Origin of the sequence: Phytoactinopolyspora halotolerans, from assembly GCF_010550675.1 — a bacterium.
Taxonomy (GTDB): Bacteria; Actinomycetota; Actinomycetes; order Jiangellales; family Jiangellaceae; genus Phytoactinopolyspora; species Phytoactinopolyspora halotolerans.
This window is the reverse complement of sequence record NZ_JAAGOA010000012.1, coordinates 1-15,488: the sequence shown is the minus strand read 5'-3', so window position 1 is coordinate 15,488 and position 15,488 is coordinate 1. Positions and strand designations below refer to the sequence as shown.

Here is a 15,488-nt window from a genome sequence, read left to right as displayed (position 1 = left end):
CGAGGACGAGCGTCTCGTCGTTCATCCGCAGCCGCCGGGGGATCTCACCGCGGCGTTCGAAGGCGAAGCCTCTTCACCAAGCTCAGCTCGAAGCGAAACGCCAGGTCGTCCGGTGTCGTGCCGCTTGGCAGCGGTGCGCGGTCGTGTTCGCACCGCCGACGCGGGATGATGGAGTGGTGGTACGGATGATCGATGTAGCCCATGAGGCCGGCGTATCGGCGCAGACGGTGTCCAATGTCATCAACGGTCGGCCTGGCGTTGGCGCCGAGACCCGGCTGCGTGTGCTGGCGACTATCTCGAAGCTCGGTTACCAGGTGAATCAGGCCGCACGCCATCTGCGTGCCGGCCGCACAGCCGCCATCGGTCTGATCGTCCCGGATATCGACCGGCCGTACTACGCACAACTCGCCAGTCGGCTTGCCAAAGGCGTCGAGCGGCGTGGCCTGCACCTCGTCATCGAGCGCACAGGGGGAGACGCCGAGCGGGAGCTCGAAGCCCTCTCGTTCGGCCGGCTGCGGATGTACGACGGCGCGATCATCAGCCCCTTACGCGTCGACGCCGCCGACTTGGAGCAGTTGCATTTCGGGACGCCGGTCGTGTTCATCGGTGAGAGGCCGGTCCCGAAGACGTTCGACCACGTCATGATGGACAACGTCGGCGGCGCTCGGCAGGCCACTGAGCACCTGCTCAGGACCGGGTCGCGTCGCATCGCCATCATCGGTGGACGACATGACGACCATGTCGACGACATGCCGTCGTTGCGCACGCGCGGCTATCGTCAGGCCCACGCCGAGCTCGGCGTCGATGTCGACGAGCGACTGGTGGTCGAGGTCGAGTCGTTCGATCCCGGCTCCGGATTGCGCGCGGTGAAGGAGCTGTACGAGTCCGGTGTCGCATTCGACGGTGTCTTCGTCTTCACCGATGCCGCCGCCATGGGTGTGCTGCGGGCGCTGGCCGATCTGCGTGTCGACGTGCCGGACGATGTGCAGGTGATCGGTTTCGACAACGGCAGGGAAACCGACTTCCTGGTGCCCCGGCTGTCGTCCGTGGAACCCGGTAACGATGCGATGGCCGATCGGGTCCTCGAACGGTTGGAGCACCGCATCGCCGCGGCTGGAGCCGACGGCAACGAGGCACCGGACCCGGTGACCACGATCGTGAACGCGCAGCTGATCCTGCGGGAATCCACCCGGTGACGCACGAACCGGAGGTCAGCCGCTCCTGCCGCAGGCTAGGTCAGGCGTCGACGCCCAGGTTGAAGAACGAACGCTCGTCGGGCGGCCGGATGTCGTAGACGGCGTCCTCGAACAGGCGCATGGGACGCGGGGTGAACGGATGCTTTGCGATCTCCTCGAGATCGAGCTCGATGCCGAGTCCGATGCCGGTCGGGACGAGGACGTCTCCGTCTTCGGTCAAGGTGAGTCGCTCGTTCGTGACGCGCGGACGCCACGGCACGTCGGTCGCCATGATCTCCAGGTACCGAAAGTTGGGCAAGGTGGCGCCGAGCTGCAGGGTCGCTGCCGTACTCAACGGGCCACTCGGGTTGTGCGGCGCGAAGCCCACGTAGCCGGCCGCGGCGAGGGTCGAGATGAACGCCAGCTCGGAGAGACCACCGGCGTGGGTGACGTCCGGCTGGACGAAGTCGACCGCCTGACGGGAGAGAGCGGGGACGAAACCTTGCCGGCCGAACCATCGTTCGCCGGCAGCGATCGGCACGGGCGACGCCCGGCGCACGTCGGCAAGCGCGTCGAGGCTGTCCGGAGGGCACGGCTCCTCGAACCACACGGGTTCGAACTGGGCGATCTCCTGGGCGATCTTGATCGCATGCCGGACGTCGAACCGGCCGTGGCCCTCGATGAAGATCTCGACGTGGCGCCCGACGGCGGAGCGGACGGCGTCGATCTGCGCGAGTGCGCGATCCAGCTGCTGCGAGGTGATAGTGAGATCGTAATTCTCGAACGGATCCCACTTCAGCCCGCGAAAGCCGGTCTCGACGGTCCGGAGTGCGGCCGCGGCGTAGTCGTCTGGCGTCACCGCCCCGGAGAACCAACCGTTCGCGTAGGCGCGGACCCGGTCCCGTGTAGCGCCGCCGAACAACCGAGACACCGGCACCCCCAATTCGCGGGCCGAGATGTCCCACAGGGCCGTCTCCAGCGAGCTCAGGGCCGTCATGATGACCGGTCCGCCGCGCCAATACCAGTCACGGGCCAGTTCGTACATGGTGCCCGAGATGCGGGTCGGATCCAGTCCGATCACCGCCTCGGCGACCTCGGCGATGGCCCCTTGGACGGCGCGTTCCTTGCCCTCGAGGGTGGCCTCGCCGAGCCCCACGATGCCGTCGTCCGTCGACACACGGACGATGACGAGGTTGGTGCGGTAGAAGTCGACGACGAAGGTGTCGACGGAAGTGATCTTCATATCGGGGTTAGCCCTTCACGGCGCCGGCGGTCATGCCGGCCACCACGTATTTCTGTGCGAACAGATAGAAGCCCACGGCGGGCAGGGTGAACATGAAGGCCACCGCCATGACGGTCTGGACAGGGGTGCCGACCTCGCCGATGAAGCTCGCGATACCCACCGACGCCGGCTGCATCTCTGGTGAGTAGATGAACGTCACCGCGAAGACGTACTCGTTCCAGGCGTGGAAGAACGCGATGACCGCGGCGGCCGCAATCGACGGCGCGATCAGGGGGACATTGATGCGCGTCAGCATGGTGAACGGCCGGGCACCATCGACTCGACCGGCCTCCTCCAGCTCGCGCGGGATACCGTCGATCGCGCCCTTGAGGATCAGCGCCGCGATCGGCAGCACGAACGCCGCGTTCGCCAGAATCAGCCCGACCAGGGAGTCGAGCAGCTCGAAACGGTTGAACAGCGAGAACAGCGGCACCACCATGAGCGCCTCGGGAAGCATCTGGGTCAGCAGCAGCACGACCGTCATCAGGGCCTTGCCTCGGAACGAGAATCGCGAGAGCGCGTAGCCGAGGGGTATGCCCAGGACGATCGACAGGGCCGTTGTGCCGGTGGCGATCACCAGGCTGTTGCGTAGCCAGCGCACCGTCTCGCCTTCGGCCAACGCGTCGACGAACACGCCGAACTGGGAGAAGTCCGGGAGGAGCCGAGCGTCAGAGGCGAACAGGTCGGCGTCGCTCGACAGTGCTGTGACGAACATCCAGTACAGCGGAAAGATCGCGATCCCCATGACGGCGAGGACGGCGACGATGCGCAGCGTGAGACCGATCCGGAGCCGGCTCGTCGGCTCTGGTCGCGCTCGATTTCTCGCTTGCTCCGCGGGCGGCTGCGCTCGTTCCTCGCTGTGCCGGCCGCTCCGCTCGCTCGGCATCTCGCCGCTCGTGTGTTCTGGTCGCGCTCGATTTCTCGCTTGCTCCGCGGGCGGCTGCGCTCGTTCCTCGCTGTGCCGGCCGCTCCGCTCGCTCGGCATCTCGCCGCTCATCGGATGTTCTCCTTCTCCGCCGCGCGCGCGACGAATCGACTTCCAGCGATGACGATGAGCGAGATGACGACGCCGACCATGCCGATGGCTGCCGCCGTGCCCAGCTGCTTGGAGTCGAATGCCTGGGCGTAGAGGTCGATGACGAGCGTCTCGGTGGAGCCCACCGGACCGCCTTTGGTCATCAGCCAGATCAATTCGAAGCGACGCAGCGACCAGATGGTCATGAGCAGGGCCAGCAGACCCACCGTGGGCTTGATGACCTGCCATGTGACGGCCTGGAAGGTCCACCATCGACCGGCACCGTCCATGGTCGCGGCCTCGGTCAGATCCTTCGGGACGGCCTGCAGAGCCGAGAGCAGCACCACGGAGGTGAGGGGGAAAAGCTGCCAGGTGGTCGTCACGAGGATCGCCGGGAGGGCGTAGGTCGAGCTGTCCAGGATGGCGCCCCCGGGAACGCCGAGCCCGACGGCGTTGAGGAACCGGTTGACGATCCCGTACTGGGGGTTGAGCATCCACGTCGCGATGAGGGCGACCGCGATACCCGGAGCGGCCCATGGAACCGTGACGAGCGCACGGGCGATGCCCCGGCCACGGAAGCTCCGGTTGAGGATGAGGGCCACGCCCAGCCCGGCACCGACGGAGCCGACGACACAGACGACGACGTAGACCAGTGTGATCGTCAGAGTGCGGTGGAACTCGTCGTCGCTGAAGATGTGGGCGTAGTTCTCCAGCCCCACCCATGTGTTGCTCGTGGGATTCAGAAGAGATGTGTGGGTGAAGCTCAGGAAGATCTCCTGAGCGAGTGGAACGGCCTGGAACAGGGCGATGAAGAGGGCCGCTGGGGCAAGGAACAGATACGGCGTCCACCGGCTCCCGAGTGGACTACGCCGACGCCGGGCCTCGGATCGGGGCGCTCGGGTCTGCTCGATCACGGTCATCGGGTGGGTGTCCTTCGTTGCGTGGTCCGGCACCGGGGACGAGTGCGCCTCGCCCCCGGCGCCGTGGCGTCAGCCGACCAGGTCGGTCGCCTGCTCCTGGGCGTTGTCCAGAGCGGTCTCGAGATCGACCTGACCCTGCAGCGCGGCGATCACGTTCTGCACCACGATCTTGCGGATGTCCGGCGTCTGCGCTTCGAATCCGAGGACGACCTGCGGAAGACTTGATTCAGTGAGGTCGTCGAAGGTTGTGAGGTACGGCATGTCCTGTAGCGATTCGGAGCTGCGTTCAGTGGCCGTCGCCACGCTGCTCGCCCCAAGGATCTCCTGGAGCTTCACCTGGTTCTCCGGTTCCAGAGCCCAGCGGATGAACGTGGCCGCCTCCTCTTTGGCGCTGCTCGCCTCATTGATCACGATCGGCGCGAGGATGGAGCCCTGGCTGCGCACGGGGAACGGGATCGGGGCGGCATCGAAGTTCAGCTCCGGGCTCTCCGCGCGCAGGTGGGTGGCGTAGCCGCCGTTGTTGAGCTCCATGGCGACCTTGCCCTCGGCGAACATGCGGCGGAACGTGGCGGCGTCGGCGCCGCGCGGGATGACGTTCGCGTCGTAGAGGTCCTTGTAGGCCTGCAGGCCTTCGAGGTTCTCCGGCGCGTTGATCGTCAGGTTCTCGCCGTCGGACCACGCGCCGCCGAAGCCGTAGACGTAGTTGAAGATGTCCTGCCAGACGCCCGCCTCCTCGGCTTCAGTCTGACGGAACGCCAGGCCGAAGATATCGCCGCTCGTCAGCGACTGGGCAGTGTCGAAGAATTCTTCGTAGGTCGTGGGCGGTTCGGGGATCAGGTCGGCGTTGTAGAACATCGCGTAGTTGGACGCCTCGAAGATGATCCCGTGCCGTACGCCGTCGTGGACCATGAACTGATCCGGCTGCTCAAGCAGCTCATACTGGCTGACGTCGATCAGGTCGTCGAGCGGCGCGATCAGGCCAGCGTCCGAGGCGGCCTCGAACTCGGGCATGTCGAAGCGGACAAGGTCTGGCCCCTCACCACCGCCCATCTGGGTCAGCACGGTCTGACCGAACGTGGGGTAGGGGACCGACGCGGCCTCGACCCGGATCTCGTCTTGGCTCGCGTTGAACTCGTCGATCCATTCCTGCAGTTGCGGGCCGCGGCCCGGGTCGCCGAAGGTCGAGGCGGCGAAGGCGAGCGTGGTCACGCCCCCCTCGGATTCACCACCCCCGGATTCGCTGTCGGAACCACATCCGGTCGAGACGACTGCGGCAAGGCCGACGGCTGCCGCGGCGACCGTGACGCGGCGAACGCGAGGTGTCCTCATCGGGCGCTCCTCAGAAGGTGATAGGTGGTTGATCGTTAAAGTCGTGCCACAATCATAAGAACATATGCAACGCTGTCAAGCGCGGCTCTGGTTGGAGTCGTGAACGGTTGCAGTTACTGCAATACGGAGGGGTCGTGGCACAGACGGTCCAGCGGGCGATCGAGATCATCCGGAGGTCCGCGGAGCGCCCGCTGTCGCTCACCGAGGCGGCGGTCGTGCTCGGCGTCCACAAGTCGACGGCCCTGCGGATCCTGCAGACGCTCGAAGCCGCGCGGTTCGTTCGGAAGACAGGAGCGGGCACCTATGTGTTCGGCAGCGGCCTCATCGAACTGTCCGAAGTCGCGCTCGGCTCGATGGACCTGCGCCAGCTCGCGTCGACCCACCTGCGGCGGCTTCAGCGCGAAACTGGGCATACCGTGCATCTCGCCCAGTTGACCGGCGACGAGATCATTTACATCGACAAGGTGGACAGTCCCGCCTTCGATGCGGTGAAGCTGCCGTCGCGAATCGGGCGCGCCGTATCGATCTATGCCAGCGCGGTCGGCAAGGTGATTCTGGCGTACTTGCCGCGGGACGAGCGCGACCGCCTCTTGTCGCACGTCCGGTTCGAGCGGCACACCGACACCACCCTCACCGACCGGGCCTCTCTCGAGCTCGAGCTCATTCAGGTCCGGGAGCGCGGTTGGGCCACCGACAACGGCGAACACGACGCCTACGTCATGTGTGTGGCCGCACCGATCAGAGACTCGCGTGGCGAAGTGGTCGCCGCGGTCTCGATCACCGCGATCGAGGTCATCGCCACCTTGGCGCAGCTGGAGGCGAGGCTTCCGCTCCTCCTCGACACGGCGGCGCTGATCTCGGCCGAGCTCGGACACTCGGCCGAGACCGCGCCCGGCGGGTCGGTCGGGACGGCTGACCACGAGGGGCCGACCTCCGCGCGGGCGTCGAGGCGGCACCTCCGCGGGTGAGAGGTGCCGCCCCTGATTGGTGGAAGGAGCCGGAAGGGAAAGATCAGCGAACGGTCACCGGCGTGCTGTCCGACCCGCTGAACAGATCATCGCCGTGGTAGTGGGCGACCACGGGCTCGTCGAGCACTGCCTTGTCGATGGACGTGCGGATGCGAGCTTCGCCGTCGCGTAACGGTGCGGATCGGAGATGGCGGTCGCCGGCGAAGAAGTCCACCTTGCCCGTAGGTGCGGTGATGCTCGTGGTCACTGCGTCGACCGTGGCGGTCGCCGTCACCGTCACGCGATCCGCATGCCCAGCCGGGGTCACGTCGAGCTCCAGGCTGGTCGACGTCGTGCTGAACGCCAGCTCCCGCAGGTAGTGATTGAGCAGCGGGCGCCAGACGTGCCAGGTATGGGTGCCGGGCACGTTGTGCTCGTCGATATCGACGCCGGCTGCCTTCAGAGCGGCCGCGTTCAGTTGCGAGTTCTCGGCGATGTTGCCCAAATGGTCCTGCAGGCCGGTGCCGATCATGATGCCTCCGGTCACGGCCTTCATGCGGTCGATCTGTGCCTCGTTCGCCTCGCGCTCACCGGCGCTCCATGCGGCGTGATAGCCGAACAGTTCGGTGTGGTCGTACATGACCGTGTAGGCACGGCTGCCACCCGCGGAGAAGCCCCCGAATGCGCGGTCCTCCGCTCGATCGGACACGTTGTAGTTCTGCTCCACGAACGGGATGACGTTGTCCCTGAGTTCGTCGACGTAACCTTCGTTCCCGCCCGGCAGTCCGTTGAAATCGGTGGAGATGATCACCATCGGCTGAGCTGAACCGTCCTGGATGGCGTTCTCGAGGATGTGGTGGGCGACGCCCTGCATGGTCCACGCGATCGAGTGATCGCCGCCGCCGTGGCTGAGGTAGAGCGTCGGGTACGGCGTCGCTCGATCCGGGTCGTACCCATGCGGAAGGTACACGACCAGATCATGGACGCCTACGGGGTTGGTGGACTGCGGCGACGGATAGCGGCGCGACTCCAAGGTCCCGGTCTTGTTGGGTCGGGGTGGAGCCTGGTCATCGGTGTCGTAGGTCGGGAACTTCTTGCTCTCCGGGACGTAGATCGTGCTACGCACAGCACCAGGCGCGCCCTCGTACTGCGGTTGGATCTGCCATCGGTTGGCCGGGTCGTCGTGCAGGGTGCATCCGGTGGCCAACTCGTCGGTGCAGTCGTGAGTGAAGGCGTAGCGGAAGCTGCCCGCGGGCAGCGGTACCGTGATCGACCAGACTCCGTCGTCCCCGCGCTCCATCGCCAGGGTCTTCCACGGAGTGGCGGCGATGTCGCCCGGTCGCCACTGTGATGGGTCACGGCCGTCGCCACAGTCGAAGCAGGTCACGCTCTCAGGCTGAGAGTAGAACCAGTCGCCATAGATATGTACGGCCTCCACGTCGTCGGGCGCGTCGTATCTGAAGGTGACCGAGTATCCGGACGGCGGTGCGTCCGTGCGGACCACCTGGGGGCCCAGGTCGGCCGCGGGCTCGGCCGTCGTCGCGGGAGCCGTGAGCGTTCCGGCGGCCAGCGCGCCTGCCACGACCAAGCCGGCCAGGATCGACCGCCGTAGTCGCCGGGCCACGTGCCGTGCCGCGAGGTGATCGGGATGTGCCACGGGCATTGCCTCTCCCTTCATTGGGCGAGTGATCAAGCGGAGCCTCGCCGATCATTGATCGTTAAACCATGGCTGACGCACATCCGGCGTGTCAAGATCGAGTTGCATATAACATGACAGTAAGTGCAATATATGCAACCGCCTTGTCAGCGTCGTTGCTGTGGACAGTCAGTCCGTCGGACCGGGCTCATCCGCCAGCGCCGAGCGGCTTTCCCCACCCCTTCACAGAGCCCTGCAGAAGGGCGGCGACGAAACGACGTTGGGAGATGAGGACGACGACGAGCGTCGGCGCGAGAATGGGCGGATATCCCGCGCAGACCAGCGGGATGTCGATGTCTACTGACATTGAAAGGCGCCCAGGGCGCCGAACTGCTGCCATACGGCAGAGGAACAGCGCGTTCTCCGAGCCCGATTGCCACGCCGCATTTGGGCCCACGTACGAGGACATGTCGATTCTCCAGTGGCTGCTCGATCAGTAGCACTAGTCATCACGGCGATACCGGCGGATCAGGACGAGAACGCGGGTCCTGTCGAGTCGCGGACGCTGAGACTCGTGGCCAGCTGCAGGTGTCTGGATACGGGCTGGGTGCCGTCCGCCATGCTGAGCACGGTTTCGACGGCCATCCGGCCCATCCCGGTGAGGGGCTGTCGAACCGAGGTGAGTCGGGGGGTGGTCCACTCGGTCTGTGGCGTGTCGTCGAACCCGGTGACCGAGAGCTGACGTGGGACGGCGATGTCCAGCTCCTTGGCAGCGGCCAGAACGCCGACGGCGATCTCGTCGTTGCCCGCGACGATCGCGGTCGGGCGCTCGTCGAGGGTGAGGATGTCGTGGCCGTGGCGGTGGCCCGCCTCGACGGAGAAGGTGTCGTGGCGGATCAGCTCGTGGTCCGGCGCTATTCCGGCCAAGTCGAGTGCGGCCTGGTATCCGTGGAAGCGTTCGGCCGAGGGGGCAGAGCGCACGGGTCCGCCGATCCAGGCGATCCTCCGGTGCCCGAGCTCGAGGACGTGGTCGGTCACCGACCGTCCGCCGGCCCAGTTGGTGGCGCCGATGCTGACGACACGAGAACCGGTTGTGTCGATCGGGTCGATGGTCACGACGGGCAGCTCGAGGTCCTGTGCGGCAAGCAGCACCGCGTCGGGCACGGTGACGGCGAGTTCGACGATCCCGATCGCACCGGACGACTTCAGTTCGGCGATCCAGGAGCGCGCCGCTGCTCGGCCTGTGCCGACTGATTCGTCGGGTGGCAGGCGTAGCAGAAGTTCGGCCTGCGCGGCGGTCGCGGCCACGAGTATTCCTTGAAGCACTGTGGCGGCATAACGGGATTCCACGATGTCGAGCACGGTCACGAGGGTCCGATGTCGCGTCTGTGCCTGATGGGCCGTCGTCGGCCTGTAGCCGATTTCGGCGACGACGCGCAGGACGCGGTCACGGGTGTGCGAGGCGACGTCGCTGCGTCCGTTGAGAACCTTCGAGGCGGTCGCGGGTGAGACGCCGGCCAAGCGGGCGACGTCCGCCAGAGTGGCCCGCTCGGAACGGGGCCGACCGCTCATGGCACTCCTCTCGTCGTCGAAAGTATTTCGAACCTACCATGTCGAATCTTCGTCCTCTACGGTGATGGTTCTCGGTGATCGCCTATTGACGATGGTGGGCGCCCTGGATATCGTGCGAATACGTTCGAACATTTTCGAAATATTTTCGGGTCATCGGTGTCATGAGGGAGCGGGTCCGGGCACTGGCAGCCAGGTCTGTCGCTTGATGTGGGCAGGGGCGGAGAGCTACGGGCGTCATTTGCCATTCCGCTTCCAATCCACGCCCGATAAGCGAAGAGAAGTGAGGCATAGATGAGTCGCGACACGTTCGGCACCACATTCCGGGCGGACTCCCCATTCCGGATCGATGGCGACCTATGCGAGGAAAGCCCTCTGAAGCACGTGTGGAGAGAATGCGTGGGCGCCGGGCGGGCGAACGAAGCGCTACGTGCGGACTGGCAGCGGCAGTTCGCTGAAGCCGTCGATACGCTCGGGTTCCGGTACATCCGATTCCATGGCGTGTTCCACGACGACATGTTCGTGTATAGGGAGAGCTATGGCGGTGGCTTCGGCCCGAACAAGCGCCTTGCGTCGCCGGTATACACCTTCAGCTACGTGGACAAGGTGTTCGACTTCATCCTGGAATGCGGCGCCCGTCCGTTCGTCGAGCTGGGCTTCATGCCGCGAGAACTGGCGACGGTGGAGGAGACGGTGTTCTGGTGGGGTGCGCACTGCAGCCCGCCCAAGGACATGGCGCGCTGGGTGGAGCTGGTCACAAGGACGGTCGAGCACTGGATCGAGCGGTACGGATCGGCCGAGGTGAGGGAGTGGCGATTCGAAGTGTGGAACGAACCGAACCTGGTTCCGCACTTCTGGACCGGGACGAAGACCGAGTACTTCGAGCTGTACGCGCAGACCGTGACGGCGATCAAGGAGATCGACCGCGAGCTGAAGGTGGGTGGGCCCTCCACGAGTGTGTTCGTGCCTGACGACCGCTACAAGGGCGAGACCGAGGACCGCTCGGCGATGCACGAGACAGCCGTCGCGACCGATGTCGACACGCTCGACTGGCGCCCGGTCTGGATCGAGGATTTCTTCGACTGGTGTGCCGACCGGGGACTGCCGGTCGACTTCGTCTCAACCCATCTGTATCCGACCGATTTCGCGTTCGACTCCGACGGCGAAGGAGTGCAGATCGCACGCTATGCCGATGCGACCTTCGACGACCTGACGTTGCTTCGTCGGCTGATCGCAGACAGCGCCTATCCCGGTGCGGAGATTCACATCACGGAGTGGTCCTCGTCGCCGTCGTCGCGCGATCACATCCACGATTCACTGTTCGCCGCCACGTACATCACGCGAGCGTATCTGACATGCGCTGCCCTGGCAGACTCGATCTCGTACTGGACCTTCACGGACGTGTTCGAGGAGGGAGGTGCCGGGATAGGGCCGTTCCACGGAGGATTCGGCCTGGTCAACGAGCAGGGCATCCACAAGCCCACCTTCCATGCCTTCGCCATGCTCGAACGGCTCGGCGATCGGCTGCTGCTCGAGACGTCCCATGGGGTGATCACTCGCGACAGCGAGACGTCGGCTGTATCCGGGCTGTTCTTCAACTACCCCGATGACATGGGTGGGGCGTCAGTCGGTTCGTGCGGCTCATACCGGGAGGCACGCGCGCTTGCCGAGCTGGGATCAGAACGGAGGATCCGGCACCGGATCGACGGCCTTCAGCCGGGCACCACGTTCATGGTCGAGATCATGGACGTCGAGCACGGAAACGTCGCCGAGGCCTGGTATCGGATGGGATCTCCGATCAACCCATCCCGGGCGGAGAACGCGTACCTGCGTGATGTCGCCGATTCGCTCCTGCGCTACACGCTGACCGTCCCGGACACCGGGGTGCTTGCCCTCGACATCGACCTCCCCCCATGGGCTGTCATGTCCGTGTGGCAGTCGGCTCGATGACCACCGACCCGGTGTAAACCGGAGGAATTGGCCGGCCGTCCCTGACTGCGGCGACGGTGGCCGTGCCGGCGTGCACGAGCGCGTCGGAGGCGAACCCCACGTGCAGCTCGATGGCTCCGGCCTCTACCAGGTACTCCATGTCATGGTTGTAGAAGCCGAGCTGCCCGGTGGGCAGCTGGAATCGCACAGTCTTCCGTTCTCCGGCCGCGGCCGAGACACGGGCGAAGCTCTTCAGCTCCAGAACCGGACGGGTGACGCTGGCCTGGGGGTCACGGACGTAGAGTTGGACCACGTCCTCACCGGCTCGTTGGCCGGTGTTGGCGACGACGACCTCCACGTCCACATTCTCGCCGGCGACCACCTCCGAGCGAGCGATGCCGGCCTGTTCGACGGTGAACGTCGTGTAGGTCAGTCCGTGACCGAACGCATACCGCGGGCTCGTCGGCATGTCGACGTAGTCTCCGTGCCAATGAGATCTGCCCCCGGAGAGCTTGTGACCGTAGTAGACGGGAATCTGGCCGACGCCGCGCGGGTAGGAGATGGGCAGCTTCCCGCTGGGGTTGTTGTCGCCGAACAATGTCTCAGCGATGGCCTGGGCGCCGCACTCGCCCGGCAGCCAGGCCATGATGACCGCGCTGCTGTGTGAGTGCAGGAAGTCACTGCCGACTGGCCGGCCGGCGACCAGCACAGCGATGATCGGGGTTCCGGTGGCGGCTACCGCCCGAAACAGATCTTCCTGCACGCCAGGGAGGTCCAGGGACGCGCGGTCGCGAGACTCGCCCGACGTCGACTGTATGGTGAGTCCCGAGCGGTCACCGAGAACCATGATCGCGACATCGGCGGCTGCGGCCACTGCCACGGCATCCGCAAATCCGTCGGTCGACGGTGAGTCGATCTCGCAGCCGACCGCGAGCCGGAGGCGGTCACCGAGCCGCGCCACCAGCGCGTCCTGTACCGTCGGCACGCCGTCGACATGCTCGTTGATCTCGAGGTCCTCCGGTATGGACATGTCACCGCCGAGCAGACCGCCCTCACTGCGTGCCACGGCAAGCGTCTCGGCATGCGCAGGAAACGTGTAGTCACCGAGGAGATGGCGGGCCTCGTCGGCGGTCGGGCCGATGAGGGCGACGGATCGCACGCCGTCGTCGAGCGGCAGGACGGTCGCGTCATTCTTCAGCAGCACGATGCTGCGACGAGCGATGTCTAGAGCAAGCGCTCGCTGCCCCTTGGTCATGACGGCCCCGTCCACGGCCGACTCGTCGACATACGGGTCCTCGAACAGGCCGAGTTCGAACTTGTGCCGCAACACCCGCGCCACCGCATGGTCGAGCCGGTCGTCCTTGACCCGTCCCGCCACGAGCGCATCGGCCAGCGGCTCGCCGTAGGCGTCGGTGGCGGGCAGCTCCACGTCGACGCCCGCATCGAGGGCCAGCCCGGCGGCCTCCTCTTTGCCCACTGCTAGCTGGTGGTAGGAGGACAGCTGTTCCACGGCGAAGTAGTCGGATACCACGGTGCCGGCGAACCCCCACTCGTCCCGCAGCGCCGTGGTCAACAGCTCATGGTTCGCATGGCACGGGACGCCGTCGACCTCGTGATATCCGGCCATGACCGATTCGAGACCGGCCTCGCGCACGGCCGCCTCGAAGGGATACAGGTAGACCTCCCGCAGCAGGCGGGGCGGCAGGTGCGCGGGAGCCCAGTTCATGCCGCCCTCCGATGCTCCATACCCGACCAGATGTTTGGCCGTCGCGATCACCCCGTCGGCGAGCGAGCCGCCCTGGAGTCCACGGACGAATGCCAGACCCATCTGGGCGACCAGATGCGGATCCTCACCGTAGGTCTCCTCCGTGCGTCCCCAACGTGGATCGCGGACGACGTCGAGGACCGGCGACAAGCCCTGATGGCTTCCCATCGCCCGCATCTGGATGCGGACCGAGTCGGCCAGCTGCCGATTGAGTTCCGGGTCCCACGTGCTGGCCACCCCGATCGCCTGCGGGTAGATCAGCGAGTCGCGGGCCATCACCCCTGAGCAGACCTCTTCGTGCACGATGGCGGGGATGCCCAGCCGCGTCTCGGTCACGAGAAACCGCTGGGCATCGTTGGTCAACCGGGCGACGTCGCGCGGCCTCATGCCGGTCGACCCGGCGGGACGCGTCAGGTGACCGAGGCCCTGGGCTAGCACCGAACGCGCCCGCTGTGGAGCGAGCCTGTTGCCCTCCAACAGGGAGAAGGCCCACACACTGCCGAGTTGTGCACGCTTCTCGTCTGGTGTCATCCGTCCCAGCAGGTCGTCGACTCGGTCCTCGATGGACGCGCCCGGGTCACTGTAGATGGTTCGGGTGGGGGAGTGGCCGTTCGGCACGTTCGCTCCTTCTTTGCTTCTGGCTGGGACGCGTCCCCATGATCATGAACAGAAGTCGTGTTATGTGGATGGTTTCTGTTCATGATCATGGGTGTTATTTGGTTCCGGTTCCGAATTGGCCGAGGCCGTTGATGAATTGTCGGCGTAGGAGGAAGAACAGGATCATGATGGGGACGACGGCGAGGACGGCGGCGGTCATGACCAGGTCCCAGCGGGGGCGGTAGAGACCGACGAGGGTGGTGATGCCGACGGAGAGGGGGAAGTTGTTTTCTGAGCGCATGACGATCAGGGGCCAGAGCAGGTCGTTCCATTGTTCCAGGGAGAAGATGATGGCCAGGGTGGCCATGGCGGGTTTGACCATGGGGACGACGACGCCGAAGAAGATGCGGTATTCCGAGGCGCCGTCCACGCGGGCGGCGTCGAAGACTTCTTGGGGTAGGCCGAGCATGTATTGGCGCATGTAGAACAGCCCGAACGGGTGTGCCAGCATGGGTATGATCACGCCGAGGTGGGTGTCGATCAGGCTGAGGTCGATCATGAGCAGGAACAGCGGGATGAGCAGCAGGTGGAACGGCAGCATCTGGGAGGCCAGGATCCCGACGAAGATGGTGTTGCGTAGCGGGAACTCGATCTTGGCCAGGGCGTAGGCGGCCATGGTGACCACGATCATCGATCCGATGGTGGAGCCGGTGGCGAGGATGACCGAGTTGGCGAACCAGGTGAGGATCGGGGTCTGGTTGAACAGGTTGGTGAAGTTGTCCAGGGTGATCGCCGAGGGGAGGAAGTCCCCGGCGTCGGCGAAGATCCGCTCCGATGGGCGCAGCGCGCTGATCAGCAGCCAGTAGAACGGGATGATGAACACGACCGCGACCGCGGTGACCAACGCGGTCGCGATCACCTTCTTCGGTCCGCCGTGCAGCCGGCGGCGCCGGCCGTCCGGGTGCAGACTCGCCGGCCACCGGCGCGGGTCACCATCGCCGGGCACGCCGCCAGTGCCCGGCTGGACCGCGACACCCGCACCCGCACCGCCGGCGCCGGCGCCGGTGGTGCCGGTGGTGCCGGTGGTGGGCCGTGCGTGCTGACCGCTGTTGTTCTCACTTGTCACGGCCGTCTCACTCCTTCTTGAAGAAGCCGAAGAGTTTCAGGGTGACCAGCGACAGCGTCATGATGATCAACGCGAGCACGACGCCGATGGCCGAGGCGTAGCCGAGCTGGAACGAGGTGAACGCGGTGCGGTACAGGTGCACCACCACGCTCAGCCCGCCCTGACCGGGCCCGCCCCCGGTGCCCCACAGGATCAACG

The 15,488-nt window shown here is 65.9% G+C and carries 11 protein-coding genes and 1 pseudogene; 3 read left to right on the top strand and 9 right to left on the bottom strand.

The annotated features are described in order from the left end of the window. Positions 1 to 185 precede the first annotated feature (185 nt). Complete coding sequence (locus tag G1H10_RS17070) at positions 186 to 1,196, top strand: LacI family DNA-binding transcriptional regulator (RefSeq protein WP_174264449.1); 1,011 nt, start codon at positions 186 to 188, stop codon at positions 1,194 to 1,196. A 40-nt stretch (positions 1,197 to 1,236) separates the two neighbouring features. Here G1H10_RS17070 and G1H10_RS17065 read toward each other — a convergent pair whose 3' ends face one another. The 4 genes from G1H10_RS17065 to G1H10_RS17050 all read right to left on the bottom strand — a co-directional run bounded on the left by G1H10_RS17065 (position 1,237) and on the right by G1H10_RS17050 (position 5,721). Continuing rightward, positions 1,237 to 2,418 carry a mandelate racemase/muconate lactonizing enzyme family protein gene (locus G1H10_RS17065; RefSeq protein ID WP_163739980.1) on the bottom strand — a complete coding sequence of 394 codons (1,182 nt, stop codon included), beginning with the start codon at positions 2,416 to 2,418 and terminating at the stop codon, positions 1,237 to 1,239. A gap of 7 nt (positions 2,419 to 2,425) precedes the next feature. Next, complete coding sequence (locus tag G1H10_RS17060) at positions 2,426 to 3,454, bottom strand: carbohydrate ABC transporter permease (RefSeq protein WP_216853365.1); 1,029 nt, start codon at positions 3,452 to 3,454, stop codon at positions 2,426 to 2,428. Beyond that, the gene (locus G1H10_RS17055; RefSeq protein WP_163739978.1) at positions 3,451 to 4,392 is read right to left on the bottom strand and encodes a carbohydrate ABC transporter permease; all 942 of its coding nucleotides are present in this window, start codon (positions 4,390 to 4,392) and stop codon (positions 3,451 to 3,453) included. The genes G1H10_RS17060 and G1H10_RS17055 overlap by 4 nt, the downstream gene beginning before the upstream one ends. A gap of 69 nt (positions 4,393 to 4,461) precedes the next feature. Continuing rightward, the gene (locus tag G1H10_RS17050; RefSeq protein ID WP_163739976.1) at positions 4,462 to 5,721 is read right to left on the bottom strand and encodes an ABC transporter substrate-binding protein; all 1,260 of its coding nucleotides are present in this window, start codon (positions 5,719 to 5,721) and stop codon (positions 4,462 to 4,464) included. Between the two features lie 134 nt (positions 5,722 to 5,855). On the opposite strand from G1H10_RS17050, the gene G1H10_RS17045 reads away from it, so the two are divergent. Further along, positions 5,856 to 6,689 (top strand): IclR family transcriptional regulator, encoded by an 834-nt coding sequence (locus G1H10_RS17045; protein WP_163739973.1) that lies wholly within the window; start codon positions 5,856 to 5,858, stop codon positions 6,687 to 6,689. A 43-nt stretch (positions 6,690 to 6,732) separates the two neighbouring features. Here the strand turns inward: G1H10_RS17045 and G1H10_RS17040 are convergent, their stop codons facing one another. Together G1H10_RS17040 and G1H10_RS17035 are read right to left on the bottom strand one after the other, a co-directional pair. Next, positions 6,733 to 8,331: an alpha/beta hydrolase-fold protein gene (locus G1H10_RS17040; protein ID WP_163739972.1), complete on the bottom strand. Its 1,599-nt coding sequence runs from the start codon at positions 8,329 to 8,331 to the stop codon at positions 6,733 to 6,735. 501 nt (positions 8,332 to 8,832) lie between these two features. Then, positions 8,833 to 9,876, bottom strand: coding sequence for a LacI family DNA-binding transcriptional regulator (locus G1H10_RS17035; RefSeq protein WP_163739970.1), 1,044 nt, complete (start codon positions 9,874 to 9,876; stop codon positions 8,833 to 8,835). Between the two features lie 291 nt (positions 9,877 to 10,167). Between G1H10_RS17035 and G1H10_RS17030 the strand changes: the two genes are divergently transcribed. Continuing rightward, complete coding sequence (locus G1H10_RS17030; protein ID WP_163739968.1) at positions 10,168 to 11,823, top strand: GH39 family glycosyl hydrolase; 1,656 nt, start codon at positions 10,168 to 10,170, stop codon at positions 11,821 to 11,823. Here G1H10_RS17030 and G1H10_RS17025 read toward each other — a convergent pair. The 3 genes and pseudogenes from G1H10_RS17025 to G1H10_RS17015 form a co-directional block, all read right to left on the bottom strand. Continuing rightward, entirely contained in the window at positions 11,795 to 14,185 is a 2,391-nt protein-coding gene (locus G1H10_RS17025; protein ID WP_163739966.1) for a glycoside hydrolase family 3 N-terminal domain-containing protein, read from the bottom strand. The genes G1H10_RS17030 and G1H10_RS17025 overlap by 29 nt on opposite strands. Positions 14,186 to 14,279: 94 nt before the next feature. Further along, entirely contained in the window at positions 14,280 to 15,290 is a 1,011-nt protein-coding gene (locus G1H10_RS34610) for a carbohydrate ABC transporter permease (protein ID WP_163739964.1), read from the bottom strand. A gap of 7 nt (positions 15,291 to 15,297) precedes the next feature. Next, positions 15,298 to 15,488, bottom strand: a pseudogene (locus tag G1H10_RS17015) (carbohydrate ABC transporter permease); the annotation flags it as partial.

What these genes read in the sequence shown, in the direction of transcription:
- G1H10_RS17050 (WP_163739976.1), bottom strand. Translation starts at nt 5,721, where the DNA reads ATGAGGACACCTCGCGTTCGCCGCGTCACGGTCGCCGCGGCAGCCGTC.
- G1H10_RS17065 (WP_163739980.1), bottom strand. Translation starts at nt 2,418, where the DNA reads ATGAAGATCACTTCCGTCGACACCTTCGTCGTCGACTTCTACCGCACC.
- G1H10_RS17060 (WP_216853365.1), bottom strand. Translation starts at nt 3,454, where the DNA reads ATGAGCGGCGAGATGCCGAGCGAGCGGAGCGGCCGGCACAGCGAGGAA.
- G1H10_RS17040 (WP_163739972.1), bottom strand. Translation starts at nt 8,331, where the DNA reads ATGCCCGTGGCACATCCCGATCACCTCGCGGCACGGCACGTGGCCCGG.
- G1H10_RS17055 (WP_163739978.1), bottom strand. Translation starts at nt 4,392, where the DNA reads ATGACCGTGATCGAGCAGACCCGAGCGCCCCGATCCGAGGCCCGGCGT.
- G1H10_RS17030 (WP_163739968.1), top strand. Translation starts at nt 10,168, where the DNA reads ATGAGTCGCGACACGTTCGGCACCACATTCCGGGCGGACTCCCCATTC.
- G1H10_RS17070 (WP_174264449.1), top strand. Translation starts at nt 186, where the DNA reads ATGATCGATGTAGCCCATGAGGCCGGCGTATCGGCGCAGACGGTGTCC.
- G1H10_RS17035 (WP_163739970.1), bottom strand. Translation starts at nt 9,876, where the DNA reads ATGAGCGGTCGGCCCCGTTCCGAGCGGGCCACTCTGGCGGACGTCGCC.